This window comes from Niveispirillum sp. BGYR6 (genome assembly GCF_027568365.1).
Lineage (GTDB): Bacteria > Pseudomonadota > Alphaproteobacteria > Azospirillales > Azospirillaceae > Niveispirillum.
The window spans coordinates 541,727-568,267 of the sequence record NZ_JANLNL010000002.1 but is presented as its reverse complement, the minus strand read 5'-3'; the positions used below and the strand labels follow the sequence as shown (position 1 = coordinate 568,267).

Genomic DNA, 26,541 nt, shown 5'->3' with positions numbered 1-26,541 from the left:
CTTTTCATTGCGCCCGCCCTGATGCATCCTGAGACGGGAGGAACCATGCGACGTCACATCCTGGCTTTGGTCATTTCAGGCATTTTTCTCGCGGGCGTGCCGGCTGCGGTGGCAGAAGAGGTGCCGGGCCCCTTGGACCGTCTGGAGCGGTCCTTCCTGGATTTGCGGATCTGGCTTTGGCCGGATGACCCGAATGTCCGGCTGGCGCGGGCCAATCTGCTCTATCATCTGGAGGAACTGGACGCGGCCCTGGCAGATTATGACCGTGCCATCGCCCTTCAACCCTCACCCGCTGCCTATATGCGCCGCGCCCAGGCACGCAGCCACCATCCCGATGACCGGGTGCGGAAGGGGGCCTATGACGACTTGGCCGCCGTGCTGGCTGAATTACCGGGGTTCGATCGCGCCATCGACATGCGGGCGACGATGCGTATCCAGGATGGCGCCTATGATGAAGGCATTGCGGAAATCGATACGCTGTTGGAGAGCTTTCCGAACGCTGATCTGCTGCTGCGCCTGCGGGGTGATTTGTCCGAAGCGGCGGGCCGGCCGTCGGATGTGAAGGATATGTTGGTCGAGCTGGTGGAAAAGCAGCCTTCGCCCAGCCTGCTCAACCATCTTTGCTGGGTGCGGGTGACACGGAATATTGAGCTGCAAGAGGCGTTGGAAAATTGTGATGCGGCGCTTGCCGAAGCGCCGGAATTTCCCGAGGCACTGGATAGCCGCGGTGTTGTGCTGTTGCGGCTGGGGCGCCCGGCGGAGGCGATTGCCGCCTTCAATAAGGCCCTGACGAAAGAGCCTGATATGGCGCCTACGCTTTACATGCGCGGCCTGGCGCGCCTGTGGCTGGCCCGTAAAGACCCGGCAGAGGCGGCCCTGGCGGAGGCTGATCTGCAAGCGGCCCTCGAACTCGACCCGGAGGTGGAAGAGGATTATCGGGCCTATGGGCTGACCCGCCAATGGGCGATGGGTGGTTGAGTTTTCACGTAAACTTCATGCCACCCCCTTCGGCCGGTCGCTACAGTCAGCACCCTGACGGATGATCCGGTTGATGGTGGAAAATCAATGTCTTTCAAGCGTCTGGCGCTGGCCGCCCTGTCCTCCCTGCTCTTGTCCGGTGCGGCGGGGGCTTTCGATCTGGAAGCCCATCGCGGGGGGCGCGCCTTGTGGCCGGAAAATACCCTGCCGGCCTTTGCCAATGCCATTGCCCTTGGCGTGACAACGCTGGAATTGGATACCGGCATCAGCAAGGACGGCACCGTGATCATCGCCCATGAACGGCATGTGGATACCCATCTGGCCCGTGGGGCCGATGGGCAATGGGTGACAGCACCGACGCCGTCCTGGCACAGCCTGACCCTGGCGGAAATCGGTCGCTATGATGTGGGCCGCATCCGTCCGGACAGCGATTATGCCAAGCGGTTCAGCCGACAGCAGGCGATTGATGGCACCCGCATCCCCACCCTGGCCAGCCTGTTTGATCTGGTGAAGGCGAAAGGGGCCGATCAGGTCCGCTTCAACATTGAAACCAAGATCGACCCGACCGCACCCGGCGACACGGTGGACCCGGAGCCCTTTGCCCGCACGCTGGTGGAGGCGGTGCGCAAGGCCGGGATGGAAAGCCGCGTGACGATCCAGAGCTTCGACTGGCGGACCTTGCAGGTGGTGCAGCGCATCGCACCCAACATCCCCACCGCCTATCTGACCATCGATGATCCGCAGGAAAGCAACGTGACCGGGCCCAAGGCAGCGGCCTGGACAGCCGGGTTCGCCCCGGCGGACCATGGTGGCAGCGTTCCGGCGGCGGTGAAGGCGGCCGGTGGTAAAGTCTGGTCGCCCTATTACCGCAATCTGAGCAAGGAACTGGTGGCCCAGGCCAAGGCGCTGGGCCTGCAGGTGCTGCCCTGGACGGTCAATGATGCCGACACCATGCGCCAGCTGATCGACTGGCAGGTGGATGGCATCATCAGCGATGACCCGGTGCTGCTGCGCCAAGTGGTGGCCGAAAAGGGGCTGGCCCTGCCGCCGGCAGGGCGCTGAGCCTTAATCCAGCCAGCGGGAGGTGACGGGGGGCAGTTCCCCCCGCCATTCCGCCACTTCCTTGGCCACCTTTTCCAGCGCCCGCTGATCGCGGTAGCGTTTGCGGGCGCGGTTATTCTCGCCCTTTGCCAGCATGTCTTGCAGGCGGGCAGCCACGCGCGGCTCGCCAATAATCACCTGTCGCCAGCGTTCCAGGCGCAGTTCCGCCACGCAATCGACAATCGCCTGGGTGGCGGGGCGTCGGCCCAGCTTGATCGCCGCCGGGGCCAGCCGGGCTGCCACCGATGAGGCCACATCATGCGGCATCAGCGGGAAAGCCGCCTGCACCGCTTCGGCCAGGCTGGAGCGCAGATCCTGGCCGCGCTGACGGTCATTGCGGGTGCTGCGCTTGGCAGCAATCTCCATGCGCCGGGCGCTGTGGGCCAGCACGTCGGCCACGACCTCCGCCCCGTCCGTGTCCAGCCAGAGGATGGGGGCATCAGCAATGCGTTCCCGCACATTGGCGGGCAGGGCAGGGTGGTCGCCATCCGCCTGCAGCACCAGTTCCAGCTTCAGCAGCGATTTCAGCGACCGTTCGCGCCCTTCCTGTGCCGCCAGCCAGTCGGCCAGCGGCAGGGGGGCCTGTTTGGCCAGACTGTCCATCGCTTCCAGGTCGGCACCGGTCCAGCGGCGGCCATGCAGCAGCCGTTCCGTGCGCTCCCGCAACAGGGCGCGGGCCTGATCGCGCGGCAGGGCCGGTTCCTGCTGCACCAGCTGCCAGACGTCGCCGGTCAGCCGCCCCAGCGCCCAGCCGCCATGGCTGGCGATGGGCGTGTCGGTGGGGAAGCTGCCATCGGGCAGGTTCCAGCGGTCGCTGACCCGCAGCAGGCCACGCTCATCCAGCAGCGCGTCCCCACCGGGGGAGCGCTGGATGACAGGCCATTCAGCCACCAGGGCGGCCAGCCCGTCCGGCATGGCGGACGGGCGGTTCAGTTCACCTAAGCGCAGCGCCCTGGTAAAATCGGTCACCTCAATACCGCCCTTCGATGGCATCGATGAAGCGGTTGAACAGGTAATGGCTGTCCTCCGGTCCCGGGCTGGCTTCCGGGTGATACTGCACGGAGAAGACCGGGCGGCCCTTCAGGCGGATACCTTCATTGGTGCCATCGAACAGGGAGACATGCGTGACCTCCACTGTGTCCGGCAGGCTTTCCGGCAGCACCACGAAGCCATGGTTCTGGCTGGTGATCTCCACCACACCCGAGGCCAGATCCTTCACCGGATGGTTGGCACCGCGATGGCCCCTTTCCATCTTCTCCGTCCGGCCACCGAGCGCCAGGGACAGCATCTGATGGCCCAGGCAAATGCCGAACACCGGCTTGCCGCTATCGACAATGGCCTTGATGGTCGGCACGGCATAGGTGCCGGTGGCGGCCGGGTCGCCGGGGCCATTGGACAGGAACACGCCATCGGGGTTCAGCGCCAGGATATCGGCGGCGGGCGTGTCGCCCGGCACCACCGTCACCTTGCAACCCGATGCGGCCAGGCAGCGCAGGATATTGCGCTTGGCGCCGAAATCCATGGCAACGACATGGTGCTTCGGTTCGGTCTGCTTGCCGTAACCGGTTTTCAGCGACCAGATGCTTTCATCCCAGCCATAGCTCTGGCGGGTGCTGACATCCTTGGCCAGATCCATGCCTTCCAGGCCGGGCCAGGACTTGGCCAGCGCCAGCAGCGCCTCCAGGTCGAACTTGCCATCGGGCGCATGGGCGATGACGCCGTTGGGGGCGCCGGCATCGCGGATGCGCCGGGTCAGGCGGCGGGTGTCGATCCCGCTGATCCCCACAATGTCGTTCGATTGCAGCCAGTCATTCAGGTGGCGCGTGGCGCGCCAGTTCGACGGCTCCGTCACATCGGCCTTCAGGATCAGGCCGCGCGCCACCGGCGTCAGCGTCTCGATATCCTCGGCATTGGCGCCGACATTGCCGATATGCGGGAAGGTGAAGGTGATGATCTGGCCGGCATAGGACGGATCGGTCAGGATTTCCTGGTAACCGGTCATGGAGGTGTTGAAGCACACCTCGCCCACGCGATGGCCGGCGGCGCCGATGCCGCGCCCCCAGAACACCGATCCGTCTGCGAGAACCAGAACGCCAGTGGCTCCGGTCGGGGCGGGCGCGTGGGTGGGGGAACCCATCGACGGGGTGTCGGTCATCGGCGGCGTACCTTATGATCAGTGGCGATGCCCGGGGGCGGGCACCCAAAAATGGTTGGCCACCCGCTGAAAAGCGGGGCGGCCTGCCCGCGGGGCGTCGCGCCCCATCCATCGCCCGCTGGGTTTGCACCCTCTGGGTTATGGCAGGTCGCGCCGATACCGCGCGCCGGCCGGGGCCGGAACGGTTCGGGCGTTGAAATAGACAATCGCGTTACAGCGGTCAACCCGACCTCTGCGCGCCCCTGCTAAGCGTCGCCATGCAGGGGGCAAACATACGGGTGTTTCTTGTCGGGGTTTCCGAATGGCTGGCATTTGAAGCTTATGTTGTTTACTCTTCGCCCCTGTTTTTCTGGACCAACCCCGAGGTATGTCATGTTGCGTCAGACGCTGAACGAGGCCCTGAAGGATGCGATGCGCGCCAAGGATCAGCGCACCGTCGCCACGGTGCGTCTGATCATCGCCGCCCTGAAGGACCGCGATATTGCCGCCCGCACCCGTGGCCAGATGGATGGCGTGGATGATGCCGAAATCCTGGCCATGCTGCAGACCATGGTGAAGCAGCGCCGCGAAAGCATCATCATGTATGAGCAGGGCGGCCGTCAGGAACTGGCCCAGCAGGAAGCCGAAGAAATCACCGTCATCGAGAATTTCCTGCCCCAGCAACTGGATGAAGCCGCGACGCGCGACGCCATTGCCGCCCTGATCGCGGAGATCGGCGCCACTGGCGTGAAGGATATGGGCAAGGTGATGGCCGAACTGCGCGGCCGCTTCGCCGGCCAGATGGATTTCACCAAGGCCAGCGCCATTGTGCGCGAAAAGCTGGTGAGCTGAGAGGGCGCCTTGACGCGGATTGTGCGGTTGGCACCGGGGGATGAGGGGCGGCTGGATACCTATCTGGCCGGCCATCCGGCCACGTCACTGTTCCTGCGTTCCAACCTGCGCCGCGCCGGGCTGGTGGATGAAGGTCAGCGCTTCCAAGGCCGCTATGAAGCGGCCCTGACGGCGGAAGGCGAGATTGCCGGCGTCATCGCCCATAGCTGGAATGGCAATATGCTGATCCAGGCCCCGCCTGTGCTGGCGGTGGAACTGGCCCGCCATCTGATGGCTGAGGGTGATCGCCCCCTCTGCGGTCTGATCGGGCCGCTGGAGGCGGCCAGCGCGGTGGCAGACGCATTTCCTGAACAATCCTTCCGGCGGGGTGGGGCAGAGGATCTGTTTGACCTGCCGCTGGATCGGCTGGTCGTCCCGCCCCTGTTGAGCAGCGGTACTTGTCGCTGGCGGCGCGCGACGGCGCAGGATGTTCCGCTGCTGGCCGGATGGCGGGTGGATTATTCTGTAGAGGCGCTGGACGCCGTGCCGGATGCCGCCCTGCGGGCGCAGGCAGAAGCTGATATCGCCGTCTGGGTGTCAGCGGGCGACGTCTTCCTGCTGACCGGTGCCGATGGGGCGATTCTCTCCATGGCTACCCATAATGCCCGTATTCCCGATACGGTGCAGATTGGCGGTGTCTGGACCCCGCGCGACAGCCGGGGTCGGGGCTATGCCCGTGCCGTGGTCGCCGGCGCGCTGCTGGCCGCCCTTGAGGATGGGGCAAGGCTTGCCGTGCTGTTCACCGGCAAGGAGAATGAGCCGGCGCGCCGCGCCTATCTGGCGCTGGGTTTCCAGATCATCGGCGATTACGCCATCCTGCTTTGTTGACCCGGTTGCCTGTGGATAACAGAGCAACCTGGGGATAAGTCTGCAGCCACATGGCACAGCGGCGGGTGCCTGTTGTATGGTTGCCGGCTGATCTGTCTGCCCGTTGATGGGAAGTCCGCCTTCACATGGCCCTGCCGCCGCAGTTTCTGGAAGAGTTGCGCACCCGCATTTCCGTGTCGGAAGTGGTGCAGAAACGTATGCGCCTGATCCGCGCCGGGCGGGAGTTCAAGGCGCCCTGTCCCTTCCACAATGAAAAATCGCCCAGCTTCTATGTCAACGACCAGAAGGGCTTTTTTCACTGCTTCGGCTGTGGTGCCCATGGCGACCAGATCGGTTTCGTCATGCGCTATGACAACCTCTCCTTCATGGAGGCCGTGGAGAATCTGGCGGGCGAAGTGGGCATGGCGGTGCCCAAGGCCACCCCGCAGGAGCGTGAACGGTTCGAGCGGCAGAAGTCGCTCTATGACCTGGTGGAACGCGCAGCCAAATATTACGAGCAGCAGCTGTTCAGCCATGGCGGCCGCATGGCGCTGGATTATCTGCGTCGGCGCGGGTTGGATGGCGAGGGTATCGCCCGCTTCCGCCTCGGCTACGCCCCGCAGGACGGGGCTGGGCTCTATGCCGTGCTCACCGAGGCCGGCTATGGCGAAGCCGACATGATCGAGGTCGGGCTGTTCAAGCGGCCCGAAAATGGCAAGGCGGTACGCAATTTCTTCTGGAACCGGGTGATGTTCCCCGTCACCGACCGGCGGGGCCGGGTGGTGGCCTTTGGCGGGCGCGTGCTGGAAGGGGATGGGCCGAAATATATCAACTCGGCTGAAAACCCGCTCTTCCACAAGGGGCACATTCTCTATGGTATGTCGCGGGCCCGGCAGGCGGCGGCGGATGGTCAGGCCCTGATCGTCACCGAAGGCTATATGGATGTGATTTCCTGCGTCATGGCCGGGTTCGAGGGGGCGGTGGCACCCCTGGGCACGGCCCTGACGGAAACCCAAATACAGGAGCTGTGGAAGCTGGCACCGGAAGGTCGCCGGCGGCCCATCCTCTGCTTCGATGGTGATAATGCCGGCCGGCGGGCGGCACAGCGGGCGGTGGAACGTATCCTGCCGGTGCTGACGCCGGAGGTGTCGGCCCGCATCGCCTTCATGCCGGAAAAGGAAGACCCGGACAGCCTGATCCGGGGTGGCGGCAAGGCGGCGTTTGAGGCGGTGCTGGACCGGGCCCTGTCGCTGGAAGATTTCATCTGGGAATATGCCCGCCAGGGCAATGAGCCGCGCACGGCGGAAGGCCGCCTGACCATTGAAAGCACCATCAACCAGTTGACCGACGCCATCGCCGACAAGTCGGTGCAGTATAATTACCGCGCCGCTTTGCGCGACAAGCTGCGCGCCGCCATCCGGGGAGCGGGCTTTGCCGGGGGTGGTTCGCGCGGCTTTGGCGCTGGCGGCGGCCCGCGCCGACAGCGGCCGGGTGAAATCCCCATCAGTCATTTGTGGGACAAAAGCCATCGCAGCGGCGCTATCCTGACCGATCCGCGCCGGCGGGAGCGCTGGCTGCTGGTCACCGTGCTGCACCATCCCGCCCTGTTCGAACAGGTGGGGGAACTGCTGGGCCAGGCGGATTTCAGCGATCCTGCGCTGGAAATGCTGCGTCAGGCGCTTGTTGCATGTCTGACGGCCGAATCAGCACTTGACGCGGACGGCTTGAAGCGCCACCTGTCTCTGCGCGGCTTTCAAGAGACGCTGGATAGTCTGCTGAGTGCAGACGCGCCGAAGTTTGCGCAACCAGGAGCGTCCATCGAAGCGGCGAAGAGTGGCTGGCAGGAGGTTTGGTTAGGCTCCGAGGTGACATTGCTTCAGCAGGAACTGCGGGAAGCCGAGCGACGTTTCGCTGAAACCTTCAGCGAAGCCGATCTGGCACGCTTACGATTGCTTCAACAGGAAGTGCTGAACCGCCGGGGGCATACCAATGATCCTGATCAGGATGGGGGATGAGGGCACATGCCGGTGGGTGTCGGTGCCAACATTACCTGTTCACGCCAAAACTGTGTCTTGGCCGACACAGTCGTATGTCACTCTTTGATTTTATAGCCAGGACAGAGATTGGTGGATGACCGGGTACTTGCCCGAGTCGTCCATTTGCGTTTACCGGTGGCAGCCTTGAAGGTACGGGGGCAGCGAGCGAATGGCGACTAAAGCGGCGCAGACGGCGGAAGTGTCGGAGCAGCGTGAAGAGGAAGCGAACGGCCCTCTGATGGACGGCATGGCAATTGCCGTCAAGAAGATGATCGCGCGCGGCAAGGAGCGTGGCTACGTCACCTATGACGAGCTGAACGCGGCCCTGCCGCAGGACAGTTCGTCTTCCGAGCAGATCGAAGACACGATGGCCTTGCTGTCCGAAATGGGCATCAATGTCGTCGAGGCAGAGGAACAGGAAGAGAGCAACGGCGAAGCCGGCGACGGCGAAGGCCGCCAGTCCGGTAACCTGGACGATGATGATATCGGCCGCACCGATGACCCGGTGCGCATGTATCTGCGCGAAATGGGGTCGGTGGAGCTGCTGTCGCGCGAAGGCGAAATCGCCATCGCCAAGCGCATCGAAGCCGGCCGGGAAATGATGATCGGGGCGATTTGCGAATCGCCGCTGACCATTCAGGCCATTATCGAATGGCATCAGTCGTTGCAGGACGGCAAGATGCTGCTGCGCGACATTATCGATCTGGATGCCTCTTACGGCGTGGACCCGGAATCGGGTGAGCTGCCGCCGGAGACGCTGGACGGCCCCGCCGCCGACCGCGAGGAAGAGGAAGGCGAACGCGCCGAGGGTGAAGGCGAGGGCGCCGGCCCGGCCGCCGACGGCGAAGAGGAAGGCAATGTCTCCCTTTCCGCCATGGAAGCCGAGCTGAAGCCCAAGGTGCTGGAGACCTTCGGCAAGATCGAAGAGACCTATGAGCGCCTGCACAAGATGCAGGAGCTGCGTCTGGCGGCCTTGCAGCGCGGCGAAGAGGTCAAGGGTGCGGACAAGAAGTACGAGAAGGTGAAGGCCGAATTGACCGAGCTGGTCAATTCCGTGCGCCTGAACAATGGCCGTATCGAACAGCTGGTCGAACAGCTCTATGCCCTGAACCGCAAGCTGCTGGGCTTTGAAGGCCGCCTGCTGCGTCTGGCCACCGATTGCCGCGTGAAGCGTGAAGACTTCCTGCAGCATTATTACGGGTCGGAACTGGACCCGAACTGGCTGGAGCGCTGCAAGAATATCTCCAAGGCCTGGGGCCGCTTTGCCGAGCGGTCGTCGCACGAGGTTGCCCGCGTGCGGGAAAGCATTGGCGACGTCTCCACCCAGGCCCGGCTGCCGATCGGTGAGTTCCGCCGCATCGTCTCCACCGTGCAGAAGGGCGAGAAGGAAGCCAGCCGCGCCAAGAAGGAGATGGTGGAAGCCAACCTCCGTCTGGTGATCTCCATCGCCAAGAAATACACCAACCGTGGCCTGCAGTTCCTGGACTTGATCCAGGAAGGCAATATCGGTCTGATGAAGGCGGTGGATAAGTTCGAATATCGGCGCGGCTACAAGTTCTCCACCTATGCCACCTGGTGGATCCGGCAGGCGATCACAAGGTCGATCGCCGATCAGGCCCGCACCATCCGTATTCCCGTGCACATGATCGAAACGATCAACAAGCTGGTGCGCACCAGCCGCCAGATGCTGCACGAGATCGGGCGGGAGCCGACGCCGGAGGAACTGGCCGAGCGGCTGATGATGCCGCTGGAAAAGGTCCGCAAGGTGTTGAAGATCGCCAAGGAGCCGATCTCCCTGGAAACGCCGATTGGCGACGAGGAAGATTCGCATCTGGGCGATTTCATCGAGGACAAGAACGCCGTTCTGCCCCTCGATGCCGCCATCCAGGCGAACCTGCGCGAGACCACCACCCGTATACTGGCCACCCTGACCGCCCGTGAGGAACGGGTTCTGCGGATGCGCTTCGGCATCGGCATGAACACCGACCATACGCTGGAAGAAGTGGGCCAGCAGTTCAGCGTGACCCGCGAGCGTATCCGCCAGATCGAGGCGAAGGCGCTGCGCAAGCTGAAGCACCCGTCGCGTTCCCGCAAGCTGCGCAGCTTCCTGGATACGTGATCGGTTCGGTTAAGCCTTTCCCCGCTCGGCAACGGGCGGGGAGGGGATACGAAAAAACCCCGCCTGGGCAATCAAGCCCGGCGGGGTTTTTTCGTTTAGGCAGATGTTGGAACTTTACAGTGCCAACACCGCATAACCCAGACCACCGACCACAGCGATAATCGCCAATAGTTTGGCCAGACGGGCCAGTCTTTTGCCCAGGGGCGCGGGATTATCATTGGCGGCAGTTGGCGCCCGCCAGAGAAAGACGGGTGCTGCGAACATAGATTGGGCATTACGGGCGGCCCACAGGGGGCCGCCCGCTTTATGCTGACTATTCAGCCGCTCAGCCACGCTCGTTCAGCGGGACGAAATCCCGCGTCACGTGACCGGTATAGAGCTGACGCGGACGACCGATCTTCTGGGTCGGATCCTCGATCATTTCCTTCCACTGGCTGATCCAGCCGACGGTACGGGCCAGCGCGAACAGCACGGTGAACATGCTGGTCGGGAAGCCGATCGCCTTCAGGATGATGCCGGAATAGAAGTCGACGTTCGGGTACAGCTTCTTCTCGATGAAGTACTCATCGGAAAGGGCAATGCGCTCCAGCTCCACGGCGATATCCAGCAGCGGATCGTCCTTGATCCCCAGCTCGGCCAGCACTTCCTTACAGGTCTGCTGCATGACCTTGGCGCGCGGGTCGTAGTTCTTGTAGACCCGGTGGCCGAAGCCCATCAGACGGAAATTGTCGTTCTTGTCCTTGGCGCGCTTGATGAATTCCGGAATGCGATCAACGGACTTGATCTCTTCCAGCATCTTCAGCACGGCTTCGTTCGCACCACCATGCGCGGGACCCCACAGGGAGGCGATACCGGCGGCGATACAGGCGAACGGGTTGGCGCCCGACGAACCGGCCAGACGCACGGTGGAGGTCGAGGCGTTCTGCTCGTGATCGGCGTGCAGGATGAAGATCTTGTCCATCGCCTTGGCGATGACCGGGTTCACCTTGTACTGCTCGCACGGGACCGCGAAGGTCATGTGCAGGAAGTTCTCGGCAAAGCCCAGATCGTTGCGCGGATAGACGAAGGGCTGACCGACCGAATACTTATAGGCCATGGCAGCAATGGTCGGCACCTTGGCGATCAGCCGGTGCGACGCGATGATGCGCTGGGTCGGGTCATTGATGTCGGTGCTGTCGTGATAGAAGGCCGACAGGGCGCCGACGACGCCGCACATGATGGCCATCGGGTGGGCATCGCGGCGGAAGCCACGGAAGAAGTTCGCCAGCTGTTCATGCACCATGGTGTGGCGCGTGATGGTCTGTTCGAACTTGGCCTTCTGCTCCGGGTTCGGCAGTTCGCCATTCAGCAGCAGGTAGCAGACTTCCAGGAAGTCGCTCTTCTCCGCCAGCTGCTCGATCGGGTAACCGCGGTGCAGCAGCACGCCTTCATCGCCATCGATGTAGGTGATTGCCGATTCGCAGGAGCCGGTGGAGGTGAAACCCGGATCGTAGGTGAAGCAGCCGGTGGCCGCATAGAGCTTGCGGATGTCGATGACATCCGGCCCCGTCGCGCCGTGCAGGATGGGCAAGGTGACTTGCTTGCCGTTCCGGTTATCGATCAGGGTCACCGTATCGGCGGTTCCATCGCCCGCCGTCTGGGGAGTCTGGCTCATATCGGCACGTCCTCAAGGTGTTCTTGGGTGGGGCGGCTGCCCCGGGGTTCTTTTTAGGTGGCGGAGTGTAGTTGCGCGGCGCAGCAATGGCAACGCAACTGCATCAAATTATCCACCCTTTGCGACATCTTCCAGCCGCACCAAGGTCTCGGCGCGACCAAGAATTTCCGCCACCTCGAAAATCGGCGGCGAAACGGTGGAACCGGTCAGGGCGGCGCGCAAGGGCTGGGCCAGTTTGCCCAGCTTCAGACCGGTGCGCTCCGCATGGTCGCGCACGATCTGTTCCAGTGCAGCACCGCTCCAATCGGGCGACGCGGCGAACGCTTCTGCCAGCGCCGCCAGCTGCGACCGTGCCTCGGCCGTCAGTAGGGCCGCTGCCTTGTCATCCAGGGCAAGCGGCCGGTTGGCAAACAGATAGAGTGAACCTTCGGCCAATTCCAGTAGGGTTTTCACGCGCGGCTTGAAACCGGGCACGGAACGCAACAGCCGTTCCTTCTCCGCGTCCGTCAAGGCGCGGCCGATCTTGGCCTCGATGAAGGGGCTGGTCAGGGCCACCAGCCGCGCATCATCCGCCTCCCGAATATAATGGGCGTTCAGGTTCTCCATCTTGGCGAAGTCCAGCCGGGAGGGGGAACGGCCGATCCCTTCCAGCGTGAACCAGTCGATGGCCTGTTCGGTGGAGATAATCTCCGCATCGCCATGGCCCCAGCCCAGACGCAGCAGATAATTGCGCATGGTTTCCGGCAGGAAGCCCATGTCGCGGTAAGCCTCAATCCCCAAGGCGCCGTGACGCTTGGACAGCTTGGCCCCGTCCGGCCCATGGATCAGCGGGATATGGGCAAATTCCGGGGCCGCCCAGCCCATGGCGTTATAGATCTGGAGCTGGCGGAAAGTGTTGGTCAGGTGATCGTCACCGCGCACCACATGGGTCACACCCATGTCATGGTCATCCACCACCACGGCCAGCAGATAAGTCGGCGTGCCGTCGGAGCGCAGCAGGATCAGGTCGTCCAACTGGCTATTCTGCACCCGCACTTCGCCCTGCACATGGTCATTCACCACCGTCTCCCCCTCACGCGGGGCCTTCAGGCGGATGGCGGGGGCGATGCCGGCGGGCGCTTCCGACGGGTCGCGGTCGCGCCAGCGACCGTCATAGCGCGGCTGCTGGCCTGCGGCTTTCTGCGCCTCCCGCATCGCGTCCAGCTCTTCCGGCGTGCAATAGCAGCGATAGGCGGTGCCGTTGGCCAGCATTTCCGCCACCACTTCGGCGTGACGGTCCTTGCGCTGGAACTGGCTGACCGCCTCGCCGTCCCATTCCAGGCCCAGCCATTTCAGCCCATCCAGAATGGCATCGACGGCGGCCTGGGTGGAGCGGGCGCGGTCGGTATCCTCGATCCGCAGCAGGAAGGTACCCTGATGGTGCTTGGCGAAAAGCCAGTTGAACAGGGCTGTGCGGCCACCGCCAATATGCAGAAAACCGGTGGGGGATGGTGCGAAACGGGTGACAATTTTCATGATTAATACAATCTTCTGCGGGTAAACCAGTCCGTTGCCGGCAGATGTAGCACAGCAGCGGGCCTTATGCACCGTGACGGTCATCACCAATGCGGCAAAGCACGCACATAAGAATAGCGGGGCCCCGGGCCTGGACGGGTGAGGGCTGGACACCGCTGACGCTGGCACGGCGCCTGCTAGGCGCGCTGTCGGCAGAGCAGGGCCAATGGCTGCTGTGGATACCGGTCACGTTGTCGCTGGGTATTGGCGCTTATTTCGCCCTGCCGCTGGAACCGCCCCTGTGGCTTGTGGGGGTGCTGGCGGTGGCGATGCTGACCCTCAGCCTGGCGCTGGCGCTGCGCTGGCCCCTGGCGGGGCGGCTGGCGGCCATCCTGCTGCTGGTCCCGGCCCTAGGGTTGCTGGCAGGGGCGTGGCGGACGGCCGGCATGGCTGCCCCCATGCTGGATGCCGCCCGTGGCCCCACGGTGGTGACCGGCCGGGTGGTGGCGCTGCAAAAGCAGGAACATGATTTGCGGCTGCAACTGGCCGATCCCTGGATTGCCGTTGTCCCGACTGCGGAGACGCCAAAACGCCTGACTGTCCTGTTGCGGCCGGATGACATGTTGCCGCCCTTGGGGGAGAAGGTGCGCATCTGGGGCCGGGTTGCCGGCCCTGGCGGTCCGGTGGAGCCGGATGCCTTTGATTTTCGCCGCTATTCCTATTTCCAGGGCATTGGCGGCAGTGTCGTGGCCTATGTGCGGATCGAACGGCAGGGGCAGGCAGTCCCGGCAGATGGCGGGGATTGGAGCCTGTGGCTGGAGCGGCTGCGCCAAGCCATCGCCACGAAGGTGGAGGCGCGGTTGCAAGGCGGGGCCGCCGGGCTGACCACCGCCCTGTTGAACGGGGACAGCAGCGGCATCCCCGATGATGATCTGGCGGCCATGCGGGTCTCGGGCCTGCAGCACCTGATCTCCATCTCCGGCCTGCATATCGGGTTGGTGGCGGGGCTGGTGTTTCTGCTGGTGCGGGGCGGGCTGGCGCTGTGGCCGGCCTTGGCCCTGCGCCAGCCGATCAAGAAATATGCCGCCGTGCTGGCCATGGCGGCGGCCTTTTTCTACATGCTGATGGTGGGGTCGCCGGTGCCGACGCTGCGATCGGTGCTGATGACGGGGATCATGCTGCTGGCCGTGCTGGCCGATCGCAACCCGTTTTCCCTGCGCGTCATTGCCGCCGCCGGGGTGGCGGTGCTGCTGGTGGTGCCGGACAGCCTGACCGGCCCCAGCTTTCAGATGTCCTTTGCTGCCGTGGCCGCCCTGATCATGGTCTATGACGCACTCGCCCCCTGGCTGGCGCGGAGACGGCGGGAAGGCGGTGGCGGCTGGATGGGCAAGCTGGCCGCCTATGCCGGTGGGCTGATTCTCACTTCCCTGGTGGCCAGTCTGGCGACGACACCCTACGCCGTCTATAATTTCCAGAAAGTGGCCAATTACGGGCTGCTCTCCAACATGATTGCCGTGCCCTTGACCAGCTTCTGGGTGATGCCTTGCGGGCTGCTGGCCTGCCTGCTGATGCCGCTGGGGCTGGAGGGCTGGGCCATCAGCGCCATGGGCTGGGGGGTGGAAGGGATTTTATGGACAGCCCGTCTGGTGGCCGGCCTGCCCGGTGCCACGCTGACCCTGCCGGTCATGCCGCTCTGGGGGTTGGTGGGTTTCACGCTGGGTGGTCTGTGGCTGGGCATCTGGCAGGGGCGGGTGCGCTGGTGGGGCTTGATCGGCATCCTGCTGATGCCGCTCAGCTTTCTGTTCTTCACCCTGCCGGATGTGCGGGTGGATGCCGATGCTGGGGTGATTGGCATCCGCGCCGCCGATGGCGGTTTGCTGGTCTCCACCCGACAGCGCGCACGCTTTGACAGCAATGCCTGGGCGCTGCGGGACGGCTTGCCGGACCCACCCCGCCGCTGGCCCAAATCCGGCAGTGCCAAGGATGGGCTGACCTGTGACGGGGCCATCTGTTTATACCGGGCCAAGGGGCAGGTGCTGGCGCTGATCGACGACCGGGAAGGCGCCGTGACCTGCCCGGCAGAGGCGCTGAATGCCGTCATCAGCCTGCGGGAGGAAGCAGAATGCCCGGCCCCGCTGATCATCCGGCGGGATGATATTGTGCGGCGGGGTGCCCATGCCCTGCATCTTTCCCCGTCTGGCATCAGGGTTGAAACGACAAGGCCGCAGCCGGGGGCACGGCCTTGGCAGTAGACCGTAGAACCACCGCCCCGCTGATCACTCATATACCGCATAATATTTGCGCGCCGGCTCCAGCACCTCCCAGGTGCCGGTGAAGCCGGCGGGCATGACGAAGGCATCGCCGGCCTGGAAGCGGCGCTGCTGCCCATCATCGCCGGTGACCAGCACCACCCCTTCCAGCCACTGGCAGAACTCATTCTCGCTGAAAATCACCCGCCATTTGCCAGGCTGGCAGCTCCAGACCCCGCAATTGAAGCGCCCGTCGGCGCTGGCAAAGCGGTTGGAGACGGTCTGCACCGGATCGCCCGCCAGGATGCGATCTGCCGGCGGGCGATAGCTTTCCGGTGCCGGCCCGTCATCACCCAGAACCACGATGGGGGGAAGGGCGGGGGGATGCATGGTCTTCTCCAATCCGTTGATACAGATGTCCGCATGGCGCCTATCGTCAAGTGCGCCAAAGCCGTTTATACTCACGTGAATATTTTACAGATCAAGCGGCCCACCTGCATGATGAAATTGCCGCCCGTACCAGACGATGAAGGGGAGCGCGTCGCCAGTCTGCATGGCTATGCTATTCTGGATAGCGATCCGGAGGATTCCTTTGACCGGCTGGCCCGAATGGCGGCCACCCTGATCGGCACCCCCATCGCCCTGGTTTCCCTGGTGGATGAGACGCGGCAATGGTTCAAGGCTCGCTATGGGCTGGAGGCTCCGCAGACACCGCGCGAAATGGCCTTTTGCGCCCATACGATCCTGGGCACCGACATTATGGAGGTGGAGGATGCGCTGCTGGATGCGCGCTTCGCCGATAACCCGCTGGTGACGGGCGCGCCGGACATCCGTTTTTATGCTGGCGCCCCGCTGCTGACCCCCAGCGGCCACCGGCTGGGTACGCTCTGCGTCATCGACCGACAGCCCCGCCACTTGTGCGACCGTGACCGGCAGGTGCTGCGCGATCTGGCCCAGACGGCGATGCAGCTGATTGAGCTGCGACATGCCGGGATGCAGGCCGTGGCCGAACTGGCTGCGCGCCGGAAGGCGGAGGCGGAAAGCCGTCATGCCCGCGAACAGGCGGAGGCGGCGCTGGCCGCCCGCTCCCTGTTCCTGGCCACCATGACCCATGAATTGCGCACCCCGCTGACGGCGGTGATCGGCTTTTCCGGCCTGATGGCGGGGGAGGTGATGGGGCCGCTGGGCGACCCGGCCTATAAGGAATTTGTCGAGAATATTCGCACCAGCGGCCAGCACCTGCTGGACCTGGTCAATGACATGCTGGATATCGCCCGGGTGGAGGCTGGCAAGCTGGAACTCTGCGCCGCCCCGTTTGACAGCCAGGCCCTGGTCAATCAGGTGGTGCGGCTGGTGCGTGGGCTGGCGTTCGAACGCAAGGTGACGATTGAGCTGTTGTCGGAGGGCGATTGGCATCTGGTGCAGGTGGATGCAAGGGCTATCAAGCAGGTGCTGCTGAACCTGCTTTCCAACGCGGTAAAATTTACGGCGGCGGGCGGGGTGGTGCAGATATCGGCCCATCGCCGCGGACGGCGGCTGGTTCTGACGGTGCGGGATAATGGCGATGGCATCGCGCCGGCCGATCTGGCCCGGCTGGGCCGGCCCTATGAGCAGGCTGGCGATGCAAACAGCCGGTCCAAGGGCACCGGCCTGGGGCTGGCGCTGTCGCATGAGCTGGTGCGCTGCCATGGCGGGCAATTGCGTTTGGAAAGCGAGCTGGGGCGGGGCACCATCGCCAGTTTCGACCTGCCGCTGGCCCCCTATGGCAGCCGCCCCGCCTGAACAGGCGCGTGCACAAGGCAGATTCACCTGTCAGCGGGGCTATGCTAGAGTCCGCTCGTTGTCATTTTGATACCTGATCCGACAGGTTTTGCGTTTCCGGGGAGTTTGCCGTCATGGCCATGCGCGTCCGTGAAGATTACCGCGGTCTGACCGGTCCCGAAAAAGCCGCCATCCTGATGCTGGCGCTGGGGGAGGAAATTGCCTCCAAGCTGTTCGCGCTGATGGGCGATGACGAGATCAAGGAACTGTCGCAGACCATGGCCAATCTGGGCTCGGTCAGTTCCAATCTGGTGGAACGCCTGTTCGTGGAATTTGCCGAGCAGATCAGCTCCACCGGTTCCCTGGTCGGTACGTTCGACAGTACCGAACGCCTGCTCACCAAGGTGCTGCCCAAGGACAAGGTCGACCAGATCATGGAGGAAATCCGTGGTCCTGCCGGCCGTACCATGTGGGACAAGCTGACCAATGTGAATGAGCAGGTGCTGGCCAACTATCTCAAGAACGAATATCCGCAGACGGTGGCCGTGATCATGTCCAAGATCAAGGGCGACCATGCCGGCCGCGTGCTGCAGCTTCTGCCCGAAAGCTTCGCCATGGAAGTGATCATGCGCATGTTGCGCATGGAGGCGGTGCAGAAGGAGGTGATCGACGATATCGAGCGCACGTTGCGTACCGAATTCATGTCGAACCTGGCCCGCACCAACCGCCGCGATGCGCACGAAATGATGGCGGAAATCTTCAACAGCTTTGATCGCAACACGGAAAGCCGCTTCCTGGCCGCCTTGGAAGAGCGTAACCGCGACAGTGCCGAACGTATCCGCGCCCTGATGTTCACGTTTGAGGATCTGTCCAAGCTGGATCCCAGCGGTATCCAGACCCTGCTGCGCAATGTCGACAAGCAGAAGCTGGCCACGGCCCTGAAGGGGGCATCGGACACGCTGAAGGACATGTTCTTCACCAACATGTCCGAACGTGCCGCCAAGATCATGCGCGAGGATATGGGCGCCATGGGGCCGGTGCGCCTGCGCGATGTGGACGAGGCGCAGATGTATATGGTGCAGCTGACCAAGGACATGGCTGCGCGCGGCGAAATCGTCATTGCCAGCGGCAAGGGCGAGGACGAACTGGTTTATTGAGTCTGTGGCGGTGCGGGAAGGGGGCAACCCCTTCTCAAGGCCCGGCCAACAGATCCTGGAAAAGCGAAAGGCCCGACGTTGTCGTCGGGCCTTTTCGTTTTACTCACAGGCACTTGCGTGCGGACGGTGGCGTCCCCAACGGGATTCGAACCCGTGTTACCAACGTGAAAGGCTGGTGTCCTAGGCCTCTAGACGATGGGGACGTGTCCGTGAGGTGGCGCGGTGTATAATGGGCTCTGGATCGGGACGCAAGCACTTTTTTCATGTCCGTGAAAATCATCTGCTCGACGGCACGGGTGCCATGGTGAGAAAGCCCTCGCCGGGCCGCAGGCGGCACGATATCAAGGCGCTATGAGCGACCAGACCCCATTCGAAATCTATGTGGTGACCACCCCCGGCCTGGAATCCGCGCTGTGCGCGGAGATGAAGGCCGCCGGTTTCGCCCGTCCGCAGCCCGGCAAGGGCGGTGTTGTTACCCATGGCGGCTGGCGCGAGGTCTGGCGCGCCAATCTGGAACTGCGCGGGGCCACGCGGGTGCTGGCCCGCATTGGCGGGTTCCGGGTGCTGCATCTGGCCCAGTTGGACAAGCGGGCGCGTAAATTCCCCTGGGCCGATTTCCTGCACGCCGATGTGCCGGTGCGGGTGGATGCCAGTTGCACCCAATCCCGCATCTATCACGCTGGGGCGGCCGCCCAGCGCATCGCCCGTGCCATCACCGAAGAATTGGGTGCCCCCATTGCAGAGGATGCGGAGATCACCATCAAGGCCCGCATCGATGATGATCTCTGTACCTTCAGCATCGATACGTCGGGCGAGCCGCTGCACAAGCGCGGCTATAAGGAGGCGGTGAACAAGGCGCCGATGCGGGAGACGATGGCGTCGCTGTTCCTGCGCCAATGCGGCTATGACGGTAAGGAACCGGTGGTGGACCCGATGTGCGGCTCCGGCACCTTCGTCATTGAGGCGGCGGAAATCGCCGCCGGCCTGAAACCGGGGCGGGCCCGCTCCTTTGCCTTTGAAAAACTGGCCGGATTTGATGCTGCCGCCTGGGCAGCCCTGAAAGCGACGGGAACGGCCACCCCGCCGACCGTGCGCTTTTACGGCAGTGACCGGGATGCCGGTGCCATCAAGATGAGCCAGGAAAACGCCGCCCGCGCCGGTGTGTCCGCCTGGACGGATTTCCATCACCATGCCATCAGCGACCTGAACCCGCCGGAAGGCGGGCCGGGTCTGGTCATCCTCAACCCGCCCTATGGCGGCCGTATCGGTGATACGCGCCAGCTCTATGCGCTGTACGGCACGCTGGGCAAGGTGCTGATGAACCGGTTCCGGGGCTGGCGGGTGGGCATCATCACCAATGAACCGGCCCTGGCCAAGGTGACGGAACTGCCCTTCCTGCCCAACGCTGACCCGGTGCTGCATGGCGGCATCAAGGTGACCCTTTATCGGACCGGGCCCTTGGGCGGTACGGTGGCCTGAGGGCCCCATACCGCCCGGCGGTGCCTTTTAATATAGCCCGTAATAATCCACGTCGGCGACGCTGGTGGCGCGGCCTTCCGCCATGCCATTGGCCAGATAATGGAAGAGCGGGTTCATGCCGGCCGCCTGCACGTCCGGGTTTGCCTGCAAATAAGCGGAAACATCGAACAGGGCGGAGGGGTCACGTCCCTCCCGCCAGCCATATTGCTGGAAATGCTGCCAGGCGCCGATGATGCCGGCCTTTACTGCCGCCGCCACGTCCGGATTCTTTTCCAGATAATAGTTGGCGTTGAATAGCCCGAAGGGGCTGCGCCCTTCATACTGGCCATAGCGTAGATAATGTTCAGCACCGGAGCCCAGGGCGCCAGAGGCGACGACAGCGGCCACATCGGCATATTGGCCGAGATAGCCCGCTTCATCGAACAGGGTGCCATTTTCCAGCATCTTCAGGGGGGTGACGGGCGTCACCTGATGATCAAATTGCAGCAGCTCCACCCCGGTCAGCGTGTCGGTGCCTGTGCCGGCCGGGCCGGTGACGATGACCTGGTTGCCATCCACCTTGATCTGATAGTTGCTGCGCGGGCCATCATAGCGGACGACATCAATACCGGCCCCGCCATTCAGCACGTTATCGCCGGCGCCGCCGATCAGAATATCGTCGCTATTGCCGCCATTCAGCGTATCGTTCCCGGCGCCGCCATTGAGAACATCGCGCCCATCATCGCCAAACAGCTGGTCATCGCCGCCAAAGCCGCTGATCGTGTCGGCCCCAGCGCCGCCGCGCAGGGTATCGGCGGCCAGTTCGCCGCTGATGAAATTGGCGCGGTCATTGCCGGTCAGATCCAGCTTCAGCTTTTCCGCCAGATCCAGCACGGCAAAACCGGTGGCGGTCTGCCCGACCAGATAGCGCCCATCCTTGCCCATCAGTTCCAGGCTGCCGGTCTTGATCTCCGCCGTATCATCTACGGCGAATATGCCTACCGGCGTCCAGCTATGGGTGTCCATGATAACCACTTCGCCGGAAGTGCGTTGAGCAAAGAGGTAATTGCCGGTGCCAGAGAATTCCCCGGAATAATAGCCCTGGGCACCCAGGTTTTTTGCCAGAGAAAATTTGAAATCGAAGGCATATCCTAAGTTAAAGGCGAGGCCACGTGCTTCGGAAATGTCACCGGATCCGTTGTTGAAGCCACTGCTGTTGAAAGCATACAAGTCACCGCTTGAAACAATATTGCCGGCCTGGACATCATAGAGCTGCATCTGCGCGTTGGAGATGTTGCTCTCCAGGATCAGGATATAGCGGTTATTTTCTGACGGGATCAGATAAGAAGATTGCCTGACAGTGACAGTGCCGCCTTGTGGATTGATGAGGGGCTGGGTGATGAAGGCGTTGGCATCGGCATCGAACCAACGCAGCGGGTTCCAGCCGGAACCAGAAAAATCAGTGGTGACCAGGGCCGTATCATTGCCGGCGATGGCAATATCATAGGTGCCGCGTTCCTGTCCCTCGACGAGGAAGTTCAAATCCTGGACCTTCAGCGTATCCAGATTGATGCGATGAATCGTGTCCTTGTAACGGTCGTTCCACCAGACATCGCTGACGGTGACCGCCGTCGTATTGGATTGCGCCACCAGCAGATAGCTGCCATCGGCGGTGATATCCAGGTCAGCCAGCGTCCCACCCAGCTTAATGGGGGACAGGAATTTCTGCTCGGTGGGTGACCAGCGCTCTACGGTGCCGGTGCGGGTGGTGAAATAGATCAAATCGCGTTTTTCATCGTAAACCATGCCGGCGATGCCGGGCAAATCCACTTTGGAACTGAGATCCATTGCACCACCTTTTAGAAGAATTTTAGAATACCTATCCTTTCAGATATATTAGGGCGAAATATACACGTCGATCAACAGAGGTCTGTTGATATACCACTTCTCGGTAGATTTTTTTGCCAAAGCAGAAACGACAAAAGCCCGGCTGAAAGCCGGGCTTTTGTAGACACACACGAGAGATGGCGTCCCCAAGGGGATTCGAACCCCTGTTACCGCCGTGAGAGGGCGGTGTCCTAGGCCTCTAGACGATGGGGACTAGAGCCTCGCGGTGGAGGGGGTGTTTATAGGCTTGATCGGGTTCGGGCAAGCCCTTTTTTCACCCTCCCGTCATTTTTCCGCTGCCGCCGCCGCCAGCGCCAGGAAATGTTCCACATCGGCGGCCGGCGTGTTCCAGGCCGTCACCAGCCGTACCACCTGCCCATCCCAGCGATAGAAGCCGGCGCCATGGGTCTGCAGATGCGTGATCATCGCTTCCGGCAGGGCGGCGAAAATCTCGTTAGCCTCTACCGGGTGGGCCAGGGTGACGCCGGGCAGGGCGGCCAGCCCCTGGGCCAGACGGGCAGCCATGGCATTGGCATGGGCGGCCAGCCGCAGCCATAACCCGTCCGCCAGATAGGCATCCAACTGCGCGGACAGGAACCGCATCTTGGAGAAAAGATGGGCGGACCGCTTGCGGCGATAGGCGAAATCCGCCGCCTTGGCGGGATCAAAGAAGATCACCGCCTCCGCACCTAAGGCCCCGTTCTTGGTGGCGCCGAAGGAGAGCGCATCCACGCCCACCCGCCACGTCACCTCCGCCGGATCGCAGCCCAGATGGGAAACGGCATTGGCGAACCGTGCCCCATCCATATGGACCGCCAAGCCATGGCGATGGGCGATGTCGGCCAATGCTGCCACTTCGTCGGGGCGATAGACGGTGCCGGCCTCCGTCGCCTGAGTCAGCGACAGGGCGGCCGGCTGTACGGCATGGACAAAGCCCTTCGGCGCGCGGTCCAGGGCGGCGGCCAGGGTCTCCGGCAATAATTTACCATGCGGGCCGGGCAGGGGCACCAGCTTGGCCCCGCTGGTGAACATTTCCGGTGCGCCGCATTCATCGGCCTGGATATGCGCCTCGGCATGGCAATAGACGGAACCCCAGGGCGGGGTGAACTGGGCCAGCGCCAGGGCATTGGCGGCCGTGCCGGTGGCCACCGGAAATATTGCCACCGGCCGGCCGAACAGATCGGCAAAGCGTTGCTCCAGCCGCTTGCTGATGGCATCGGCCCCATAGGAGGGGGCGGTCCCTGCATTGGCTTCCAGCAGGGCCGCCATGATTTCCGGTGCGGCACCCGCCACATTATCCGACATGAAATTCATTTAACGTTTGATCCAGCGGAAAGTGGGGTTGCCTGTGACATGAATCACGGCAACAGGCGTCGGTCGGCCCGCATTTTGTCACAAGAGGATCAAGGGCTGGCCGGCGTGGTGGTAACCAGCAGATGGGATGTCCCATCGCGCGGATCAACCAGCAGAATCTGCACCCGCCCATCGGGCTGGCGCACCTGCAGGGCGATCCGTCCGCCGATGCTGGCCAGACCCGGCAATAGCTCTGCCCCGGCGGGCAGGGCCAGCGGGGTGGCGGTCAGCGGCCCAACGGCCACCGGTTCGCCGGCGTTGGTCGGCGGGGCGGCGGGGGTGGGGCTGGTGGTGTCCTGCACTGTCTGTTTGGTGCCGAACCGTTCGCTGAATTTACGCGGATGGTCGGGGTCGGTCGAACGCTTGTAGACTTCGTAGCCAAGGAATGCGAAGCCCGCAGCAATCGCCAGGGCCCCGAGGATGAGGAGAAGTTTCAGTGTCCGCACGTACCGCACTTCCTGCGTTGGAGACAGCCGGCCTTGGGGCCGGGCTGGACTTTGACGATCTGGATGACGACCTGGTCGATGGTGGCGCCGATGACGCCGCCGAGGCGGGCAAGGGCGCTTTCCACAAAGTGATGATCGATCCGGCACGCGATGGCGACAGGCTGGATCGGGCACTGGCCGACGCGTTGGCCGGGGTCGGCCTGTCGCGGTCACGGCTGGCGGCGCTGATCGCGCAGGGCCATGTCGCCACGGGCGGTGAGACCATACTGGACGCGTCCCGCAGGGTCAAACAGGGCCAGCACTATGATGTCACCGTGCCGGCCTCCGCCCCGGCGCTGCCGCAGCCGCAGGATATCCCGCTGTCGGTCATCTATGAGGATGCGCATCTGCTGGTGATCGACAAGCCGGCCGGCATGGTGGTGCATCCCGCCGCCGGCAACCATGATGGCACGCTGGTCAATGCGCTGCTGCACCATTGCGGGGCCGACCTGTCGGGCATTGGCGGGGTGCGCCGGCCCGGCATCGTCCACCGGCTGGACAAGGATACCAGCGGCCTGATCGTGGTGGCCAAGAATGACAAGGCGCATCAGGGCCTGTCGGCCCAGTTTGCCGACCGGTCGCTGTCGCGCACCTATCAGGCGGTCGTCTGGGCTGTGCCCAACCCGCGCGCAGGCGAGATCAGTGGCAATATCGGCCGCCATCCCAGCGACCGTAAACGCATGGCGGTGTTGGAACGCGGCGGCAAGCCGGCCGTTACCCGTTATAGTGTTTTGCGCCCGCTGGGTCTGGCCGCTTCCCTGGTGGAATGCAAGCTGCTGACCGGGCGTACCCACCAGATTCGCGTTCATATGACCCATATCGGCCACCCGCTGGTGGGCGATCAGGTTTATGGGCGCATCCGCCCCGGCCGCACGCGCGGCGTGTCGGACGGGCAGAAACAGGCGCTGAATGGTTTTCCGCGTCAGGCCCTGCACGCGGCGGCCATTGAGTTCATCCATCCGGCCACAGGCGAGCGGCTGCGTTTCGAAACTGTGTTACCGGATGATTTCAGGGGCTTAATCCAGTCCCTGGAAACGTTATAATGGCGGCGATGCGCAACAGCCGCCGGGCCGCCATGGCCGGTATCCGTTGCGCATCGCCGCATTCTGCAATGCTGGCCGCCGCCGGTGCCTTGTCAGGGCCGGACGGGGGTATCAAGCCCATGAAGGGGGAATGACCATGCCGAGCGTACCCGCCATTCCGGTTGTCAGTTCTGAAAGCAACCTGTCCCGCTACCTGACCGAAATCCGGCAGTTCCCGATGCTGCAGCCGGAAGAGGAATATATGCTGGCCAAGAGCTGGCGGGAGCATGAGGACACCAAGGCCGCCCATCGCCTGGTCACCAGCCATCTGCGTCTGGTCGCCAAGATCGCCATGGGCTATCGCGGTTACGGGTTGCCGGTGTCGGAACTGATCTCCGAGGGCAATGTCGGCATGATGCAGGCGGTCAAGCGGTTTGACCCCGAGCGGGGCTTCCGGCTGGCCACCTATGCCATGTGGTGGATCCGCGCCGCCATTCAGGAATATATTCTGCATAGCTGGTCGTTGGTGAAAATGGGCACCACGGCGGCGCAGAAGAAGCTGTTCTTCAACCTGCGCAAGCTGAAGGGGCAGATGCAGGCCATCGACGAGGGCGATCTGGCCCCCGAAACGGTGACCAAGATCGCCCAGACGCTGGATGTGCCGGAAGAAGATGTGGTGTCGATGAATCGCCGGCTGGCCGCCGCCGACCATTCGCTGAACGCGCCGCTGCGCGTGGATGGCGAGGGGGAGTGGCAGGATTGGCTGGTGGATGAAACGGACAGCCAGGAAATCCGCCTGGGTGAACAGCAGGAACTGGGCAAGCGTCAGGCCTTGCTGGCCAACGCCATGAAGTCGCTGAACGAACGCGAACGGCATATCCTGGCTGAACGCCGCCTGCGTGATGAGCCGACCACCCTGGAAGACCTTTCCGCCCAATATGGCATCAGCCGTGAACGCGTGCGCCAGATTGAGGTGCGGGCGTTCGAAAAGCTGCAAAAGGCCATCAAGTCGGCGGCAGTGGAGCAGCGGCTGGCCTGATCAGGCCGCCGCTGTCAGGGGCAGGAACAGGTCGGTGACGGCCTGATCTTCCGGCACATCGGGGAAAAAACGCAACCGTTGGGCAAAGAGCGGGAAGCCCCGCGCCTCATACCCGCTGGCCGGCAGCCATTGCCGGTAAAGGAACTGTGCTGCCGCGCGCAGATCATCGCCGGCCCCCACCTGCCGCAGCACGGCGCAGGGGCCGCCTGGGATGCTGCCTTCCGCCACGCCCACCGTATTGGGGGCCAGCGGGCCGGTGATGGCGGCGCAGATATCCAACCGGTAAGCGTCGGGCGCGACGCTGTCGGGATCATCATGGAAAATATTGAAGGTGGCGCTGATGGCGGGTGGCAACCGGTTCGCTCGCCGCCAGCCGATGAAGCGGCGGATGCTGTCGCCGATCAGCGCTGGGTCGCCCTGATGGCGCAGAAACGCCACCCGCGTTGGCGGGAAATCGACCAGACGGACCTGACCGGCGGTGAAGGGGGATGTCATGGCTGAACTCTCCTGTTTCATGGGGGCCAGGGCGTGGCGCCAGCCGGCCCAATCGGGGGCGGTGCGGAAGGCGCTGGGCGATTGGCCGATGGTCTGGCGGAACAGGCGGCTGAAGGATTCCGGGCTGGCATAGCCACATTCCAGCGCCACCTGGGTGATGGAAAGATCGGGGCGGAAGGCCAGCCAGTGCGCCGCCCGTTTCAACCGCACGCGCTGCACATAGCGGTTCAGCGTCATGCCGGCATGGGCGGCGAACTGGCGGTGAAAATGGAAGGGTGAAAAGGCGGCAATGCCGGCCAGGGTTTCCAGGCTGAGATCGCCATCCAGATGCTGATGGATATGGCGGATCGCCCGCGCCATCCGCTGCCTGTACACCGTTGCCATCCCCCATCCCCGCCCGGCTTCGATGGGGGGATGATAG

Annotated in this window: 21 protein-coding genes and 2 tRNA genes; 12 read left to right on the top strand and 11 right to left on the bottom strand. The window is 63.5% G+C overall.

What is annotated here, in order from left to right; all coding sequences use genetic code 11:
• The first annotated feature begins 45 nt into the window (after nt 1-45).
• Together PCJ49_RS06605 and PCJ49_RS06600 are read left to right on the top strand one after the other, a co-directional pair.
• Nucleotides 46-978, top strand: coding sequence for a tetratricopeptide repeat protein (locus tag PCJ49_RS06605; protein WP_269910249.1), 933 nt, complete (start codon nt 46-48; stop codon nt 976-978).
• Between the two features lie 87 nt (nt 979-1,065).
• Nucleotides 1,066-2,040 carry a glycerophosphodiester phosphodiesterase gene (locus PCJ49_RS06600; RefSeq protein ID WP_269910248.1) on the top strand — a complete coding sequence of 325 codons (975 nt, stop codon included), beginning with the start codon at nt 1,066-1,068 and terminating at the stop codon, nt 2,038-2,040.
• Between the two features lie 3 nt (nt 2,041-2,043).
• Here the strand turns inward: PCJ49_RS06600 and PCJ49_RS06595 are convergent, their stop codons facing one another.
• Together PCJ49_RS06595 and carA are read right to left on the bottom strand one after the other, a co-directional pair.
• Nucleotides 2,044-3,048 (bottom strand): hypothetical protein, encoded by a 1,005-nt coding sequence (locus PCJ49_RS06595; RefSeq protein WP_269910247.1) that lies wholly within the window; start codon nt 3,046-3,048, stop codon nt 2,044-2,046.
• A gap of 1 nt (nt 3,049) precedes the next feature.
• Nucleotides 3,050-4,234 (bottom strand): glutamine-hydrolyzing carbamoyl-phosphate synthase small subunit, encoded by a 1,185-nt coding sequence (gene carA / locus PCJ49_RS06590; protein WP_269910246.1) that lies wholly within the window; start codon nt 4,232-4,234, stop codon nt 3,050-3,052.
• A 372-nt stretch (nt 4,235-4,606) separates the two neighbouring features.
• Here carA and PCJ49_RS06585 point away from each other — a divergent pair, with 372 nt between their 5' ends.
• From PCJ49_RS06585 to rpoD, 4 genes are all read left to right on the top strand, one after another.
• Entirely contained in the window at nt 4,607-5,065 is a 459-nt protein-coding gene (locus PCJ49_RS06585) for a GatB/YqeY domain-containing protein (protein ID WP_269910245.1), read from the top strand.
• Between the two features lie 9 nt (nt 5,066-5,074).
• Nucleotides 5,075-5,932, top strand: a complete 858-nt coding sequence (locus tag PCJ49_RS06580) for a GNAT family N-acetyltransferase (protein WP_269910244.1) — start codon at nt 5,075-5,077, stop codon at nt 5,930-5,932.
• A gap of 125 nt (nt 5,933-6,057) precedes the next feature.
• Complete coding sequence (gene dnaG / locus PCJ49_RS06575) at nt 6,058-7,926, top strand: DNA primase (RefSeq protein WP_269910243.1); 1,869 nt, start codon at nt 6,058-6,060, stop codon at nt 7,924-7,926.
• A gap of 190 nt (nt 7,927-8,116) precedes the next feature.
• Entirely contained in the window at nt 8,117-10,066 is a 1,950-nt protein-coding gene (gene rpoD / locus PCJ49_RS06570) for an RNA polymerase sigma factor RpoD (RefSeq protein WP_269910242.1), read from the top strand.
• A gap of 325 nt (nt 10,067-10,391) precedes the next feature.
• On the opposite strand, the gene gltA is transcribed toward rpoD, so the two are convergent.
• Nucleotides 10,392-11,720, bottom strand: coding sequence for a citrate synthase (gene gltA / locus PCJ49_RS06565; RefSeq protein ID WP_089287912.1), 1,329 nt, complete (start codon nt 11,718-11,720; stop codon nt 10,392-10,394).
• Between the two features lie 108 nt (nt 11,721-11,828).
• The gene (gltX, locus tag PCJ49_RS06560; RefSeq protein ID WP_269910241.1) at nt 11,829-13,235 is read right to left on the bottom strand and encodes a glutamate--tRNA ligase; all 1,407 of its coding nucleotides are present in this window, start codon (nt 13,233-13,235) and stop codon (nt 11,829-11,831) included.
• Nucleotides 13,236-13,324: 89 nt separating this feature from the next.
• Between gltX and PCJ49_RS06555 the strand changes: the two genes are divergently transcribed.
• Nucleotides 13,325-15,466, top strand: coding sequence for a ComEC/Rec2 family competence protein (locus PCJ49_RS06555; RefSeq protein ID WP_269910240.1), 2,142 nt, complete (start codon nt 13,325-13,327; stop codon nt 15,464-15,466).
• A 24-nt stretch (nt 15,467-15,490) separates the two neighbouring features.
• Here the strand turns inward: PCJ49_RS06555 and PCJ49_RS06550 are convergent, their stop codons facing one another.
• Nucleotides 15,491-15,853, bottom strand: a complete 363-nt coding sequence (locus PCJ49_RS06550) for a cupin domain-containing protein (protein WP_269910239.1) — start codon at nt 15,851-15,853, stop codon at nt 15,491-15,493.
• A 108-nt stretch (nt 15,854-15,961) separates the two neighbouring features.
• Here PCJ49_RS06550 and PCJ49_RS06545 point away from each other — a divergent pair, with 108 nt between their 5' ends.
• Both PCJ49_RS06545 and fliG read left to right on the top strand, forming a co-directional pair.
• The gene (locus PCJ49_RS06545) at nt 15,962-17,245 is read left to right on the top strand and encodes a GAF domain-containing sensor histidine kinase (RefSeq protein WP_269910238.1); all 1,284 of its coding nucleotides are present in this window, start codon (nt 15,962-15,964) and stop codon (nt 17,243-17,245) included.
• 113 nt (nt 17,246-17,358) lie between these two features.
• A complete protein-coding gene (gene fliG / locus PCJ49_RS06540; RefSeq protein WP_089287977.1) occupies nt 17,359-18,381 on the top strand; it encodes a flagellar motor switch protein FliG in 1,023 nt (340 codons plus the stop codon).
• Between the two features lie 127 nt (nt 18,382-18,508).
• Here the strand turns inward: fliG and PCJ49_RS06535 are convergent.
• Nucleotides 18,509-18,584: transfer RNA gene (locus tag PCJ49_RS06535), tRNA-Glu, on the bottom strand.
• Between the two features lie 148 nt (nt 18,585-18,732).
• Between PCJ49_RS06535 and PCJ49_RS06530 the strand changes: the two genes are divergently transcribed.
• On the top strand, nt 18,733-19,860 hold the full coding sequence (locus PCJ49_RS06530) for a class I SAM-dependent RNA methyltransferase (protein ID WP_269910237.1): 1,128 nt from the start codon (nt 18,733-18,735) through the stop codon (nt 19,858-19,860).
• A gap of 27 nt (nt 19,861-19,887) precedes the next feature.
• On the opposite strand, the gene PCJ49_RS06525 is transcribed toward PCJ49_RS06530, so the two are convergent.
• From PCJ49_RS06525 to PCJ49_RS06510, 4 genes are all read right to left on the bottom strand, one after another.
• Entirely contained in the window at nt 19,888-21,687 is a 1,800-nt protein-coding gene (locus PCJ49_RS06525; RefSeq protein WP_269910236.1) for a calcium-binding protein, read from the bottom strand.
• Nucleotides 21,688-21,864: 177 nt separating this feature from the next.
• Nucleotides 21,865-21,940, bottom strand: a tRNA-Glu gene (locus tag PCJ49_RS06520).
• A 71-nt stretch (nt 21,941-22,011) separates the two neighbouring features.
• On the bottom strand, nt 22,012-23,040 hold the full coding sequence (locus PCJ49_RS06515; RefSeq protein ID WP_269910235.1) for a low specificity L-threonine aldolase: 1,029 nt from the start codon (nt 23,038-23,040) through the stop codon (nt 22,012-22,014).
• Between the two features lie 89 nt (nt 23,041-23,129).
• Nucleotides 23,130-23,525 carry a hypothetical protein gene (locus tag PCJ49_RS06510; RefSeq protein ID WP_269910234.1) on the bottom strand — a complete coding sequence of 132 codons (396 nt, stop codon included), beginning with the start codon at nt 23,523-23,525 and terminating at the stop codon, nt 23,130-23,132.
• Between PCJ49_RS06510 and PCJ49_RS06505 the strand changes: the two genes are divergently transcribed.
• Nucleotides 23,516-24,607: an RluA family pseudouridine synthase gene (locus tag PCJ49_RS06505; protein ID WP_269910233.1), complete on the top strand. Its 1,092-nt coding sequence runs from the start codon at nt 23,516-23,518 to the stop codon at nt 24,605-24,607. The genes PCJ49_RS06510 and PCJ49_RS06505 overlap by 10 nt on opposite strands.
• A gap of 136 nt (nt 24,608-24,743) precedes the next feature.
• On the top strand, nt 24,744-25,625 hold the full coding sequence (rpoH, locus tag PCJ49_RS06500) for an RNA polymerase sigma factor RpoH (RefSeq protein WP_089288117.1): 882 nt from the start codon (nt 24,744-24,746) through the stop codon (nt 25,623-25,625).
• Here rpoH and PCJ49_RS06495 read toward each other — a convergent pair whose 3' ends face one another.
• Nucleotides 25,626-26,504: an AraC family transcriptional regulator gene (locus PCJ49_RS06495; RefSeq protein ID WP_269910232.1), complete on the bottom strand. Its 879-nt coding sequence runs from the start codon at nt 26,502-26,504 to the stop codon at nt 25,626-25,628.
• Nucleotides 26,505-26,541: the final 37 nt, after the last annotated feature.

Excerpts from the sequence above, each read along its gene's own strand:
- PCJ49_RS06605 (WP_269910249.1), top strand. The coding sequence starts at position 46 with ATGCGACGTCACATCCTGGCTTTGGTCATTTCAGGCATTTTTCTCGCG.
- PCJ49_RS06525 (WP_269910236.1), bottom strand. The coding sequence starts at position 21,687 with ATGGATCTCAGTTCCAAAGTGGATTTGCCCGGCATCGCCGGCATGGTT.
- carA (WP_269910246.1), bottom strand. The coding sequence starts at position 4,234 with ATGACCGACACCCCGTCGATGGGTTCCCCCACCCACGCGCCCGCCCCG.
- rpoD (WP_269910242.1), top strand. The coding sequence starts at position 8,117 with ATGGCGACTAAAGCGGCGCAGACGGCGGAAGTGTCGGAGCAGCGTGAA.
- gltX (WP_269910241.1), bottom strand. The coding sequence starts at position 13,235 with ATGAAAATTGTCACCCGTTTCGCACCATCCCCCACCGGTTTTCTGCAT.
- gltA (WP_089287912.1), bottom strand. The coding sequence starts at position 11,720 with ATGAGCCAGACTCCCCAGACGGCGGGCGATGGAACCGCCGATACGGTG.
- fliG (WP_089287977.1), top strand. The coding sequence starts at position 17,359 with ATGGCCATGCGCGTCCGTGAAGATTACCGCGGTCTGACCGGTCCCGAA.
- PCJ49_RS06495 (WP_269910232.1), bottom strand. The coding sequence starts at position 26,504 with ATGGCAACGGTGTACAGGCAGCGGATGGCGCGGGCGATCCGCCATATC.
- rpoH (WP_089288117.1), top strand. The coding sequence starts at position 24,744 with ATGCCGAGCGTACCCGCCATTCCGGTTGTCAGTTCTGAAAGCAACCTG.
- PCJ49_RS06585 (WP_269910245.1), top strand. The coding sequence starts at position 4,607 with ATGTTGCGTCAGACGCTGAACGAGGCCCTGAAGGATGCGATGCGCGCC.
- PCJ49_RS06550 (WP_269910239.1), bottom strand. The coding sequence starts at position 15,853 with ATGCATCCCCCCGCCCTTCCCCCCATCGTGGTTCTGGGTGATGACGGG.
- PCJ49_RS06545 (WP_269910238.1), top strand. The coding sequence starts at position 15,962 with ATGATGAAATTGCCGCCCGTACCAGACGATGAAGGGGAGCGCGTCGCC.
- PCJ49_RS06530 (WP_269910237.1), top strand. The coding sequence starts at position 18,733 with ATGAGCGACCAGACCCCATTCGAAATCTATGTGGTGACCACCCCCGGC.
- dnaG (WP_269910243.1), top strand. The coding sequence starts at position 6,058 with ATGGCCCTGCCGCCGCAGTTTCTGGAAGAGTTGCGCACCCGCATTTCC.
- PCJ49_RS06600 (WP_269910248.1), top strand. The coding sequence starts at position 1,066 with ATGTCTTTCAAGCGTCTGGCGCTGGCCGCCCTGTCCTCCCTGCTCTTG.
- PCJ49_RS06555 (WP_269910240.1), top strand. The coding sequence starts at position 13,325 with ATGCGGCAAAGCACGCACATAAGAATAGCGGGGCCCCGGGCCTGGACG.
- PCJ49_RS06515 (WP_269910235.1), bottom strand. The coding sequence starts at position 23,040 with ATGAATTTCATGTCGGATAATGTGGCGGGTGCCGCACCGGAAATCATG.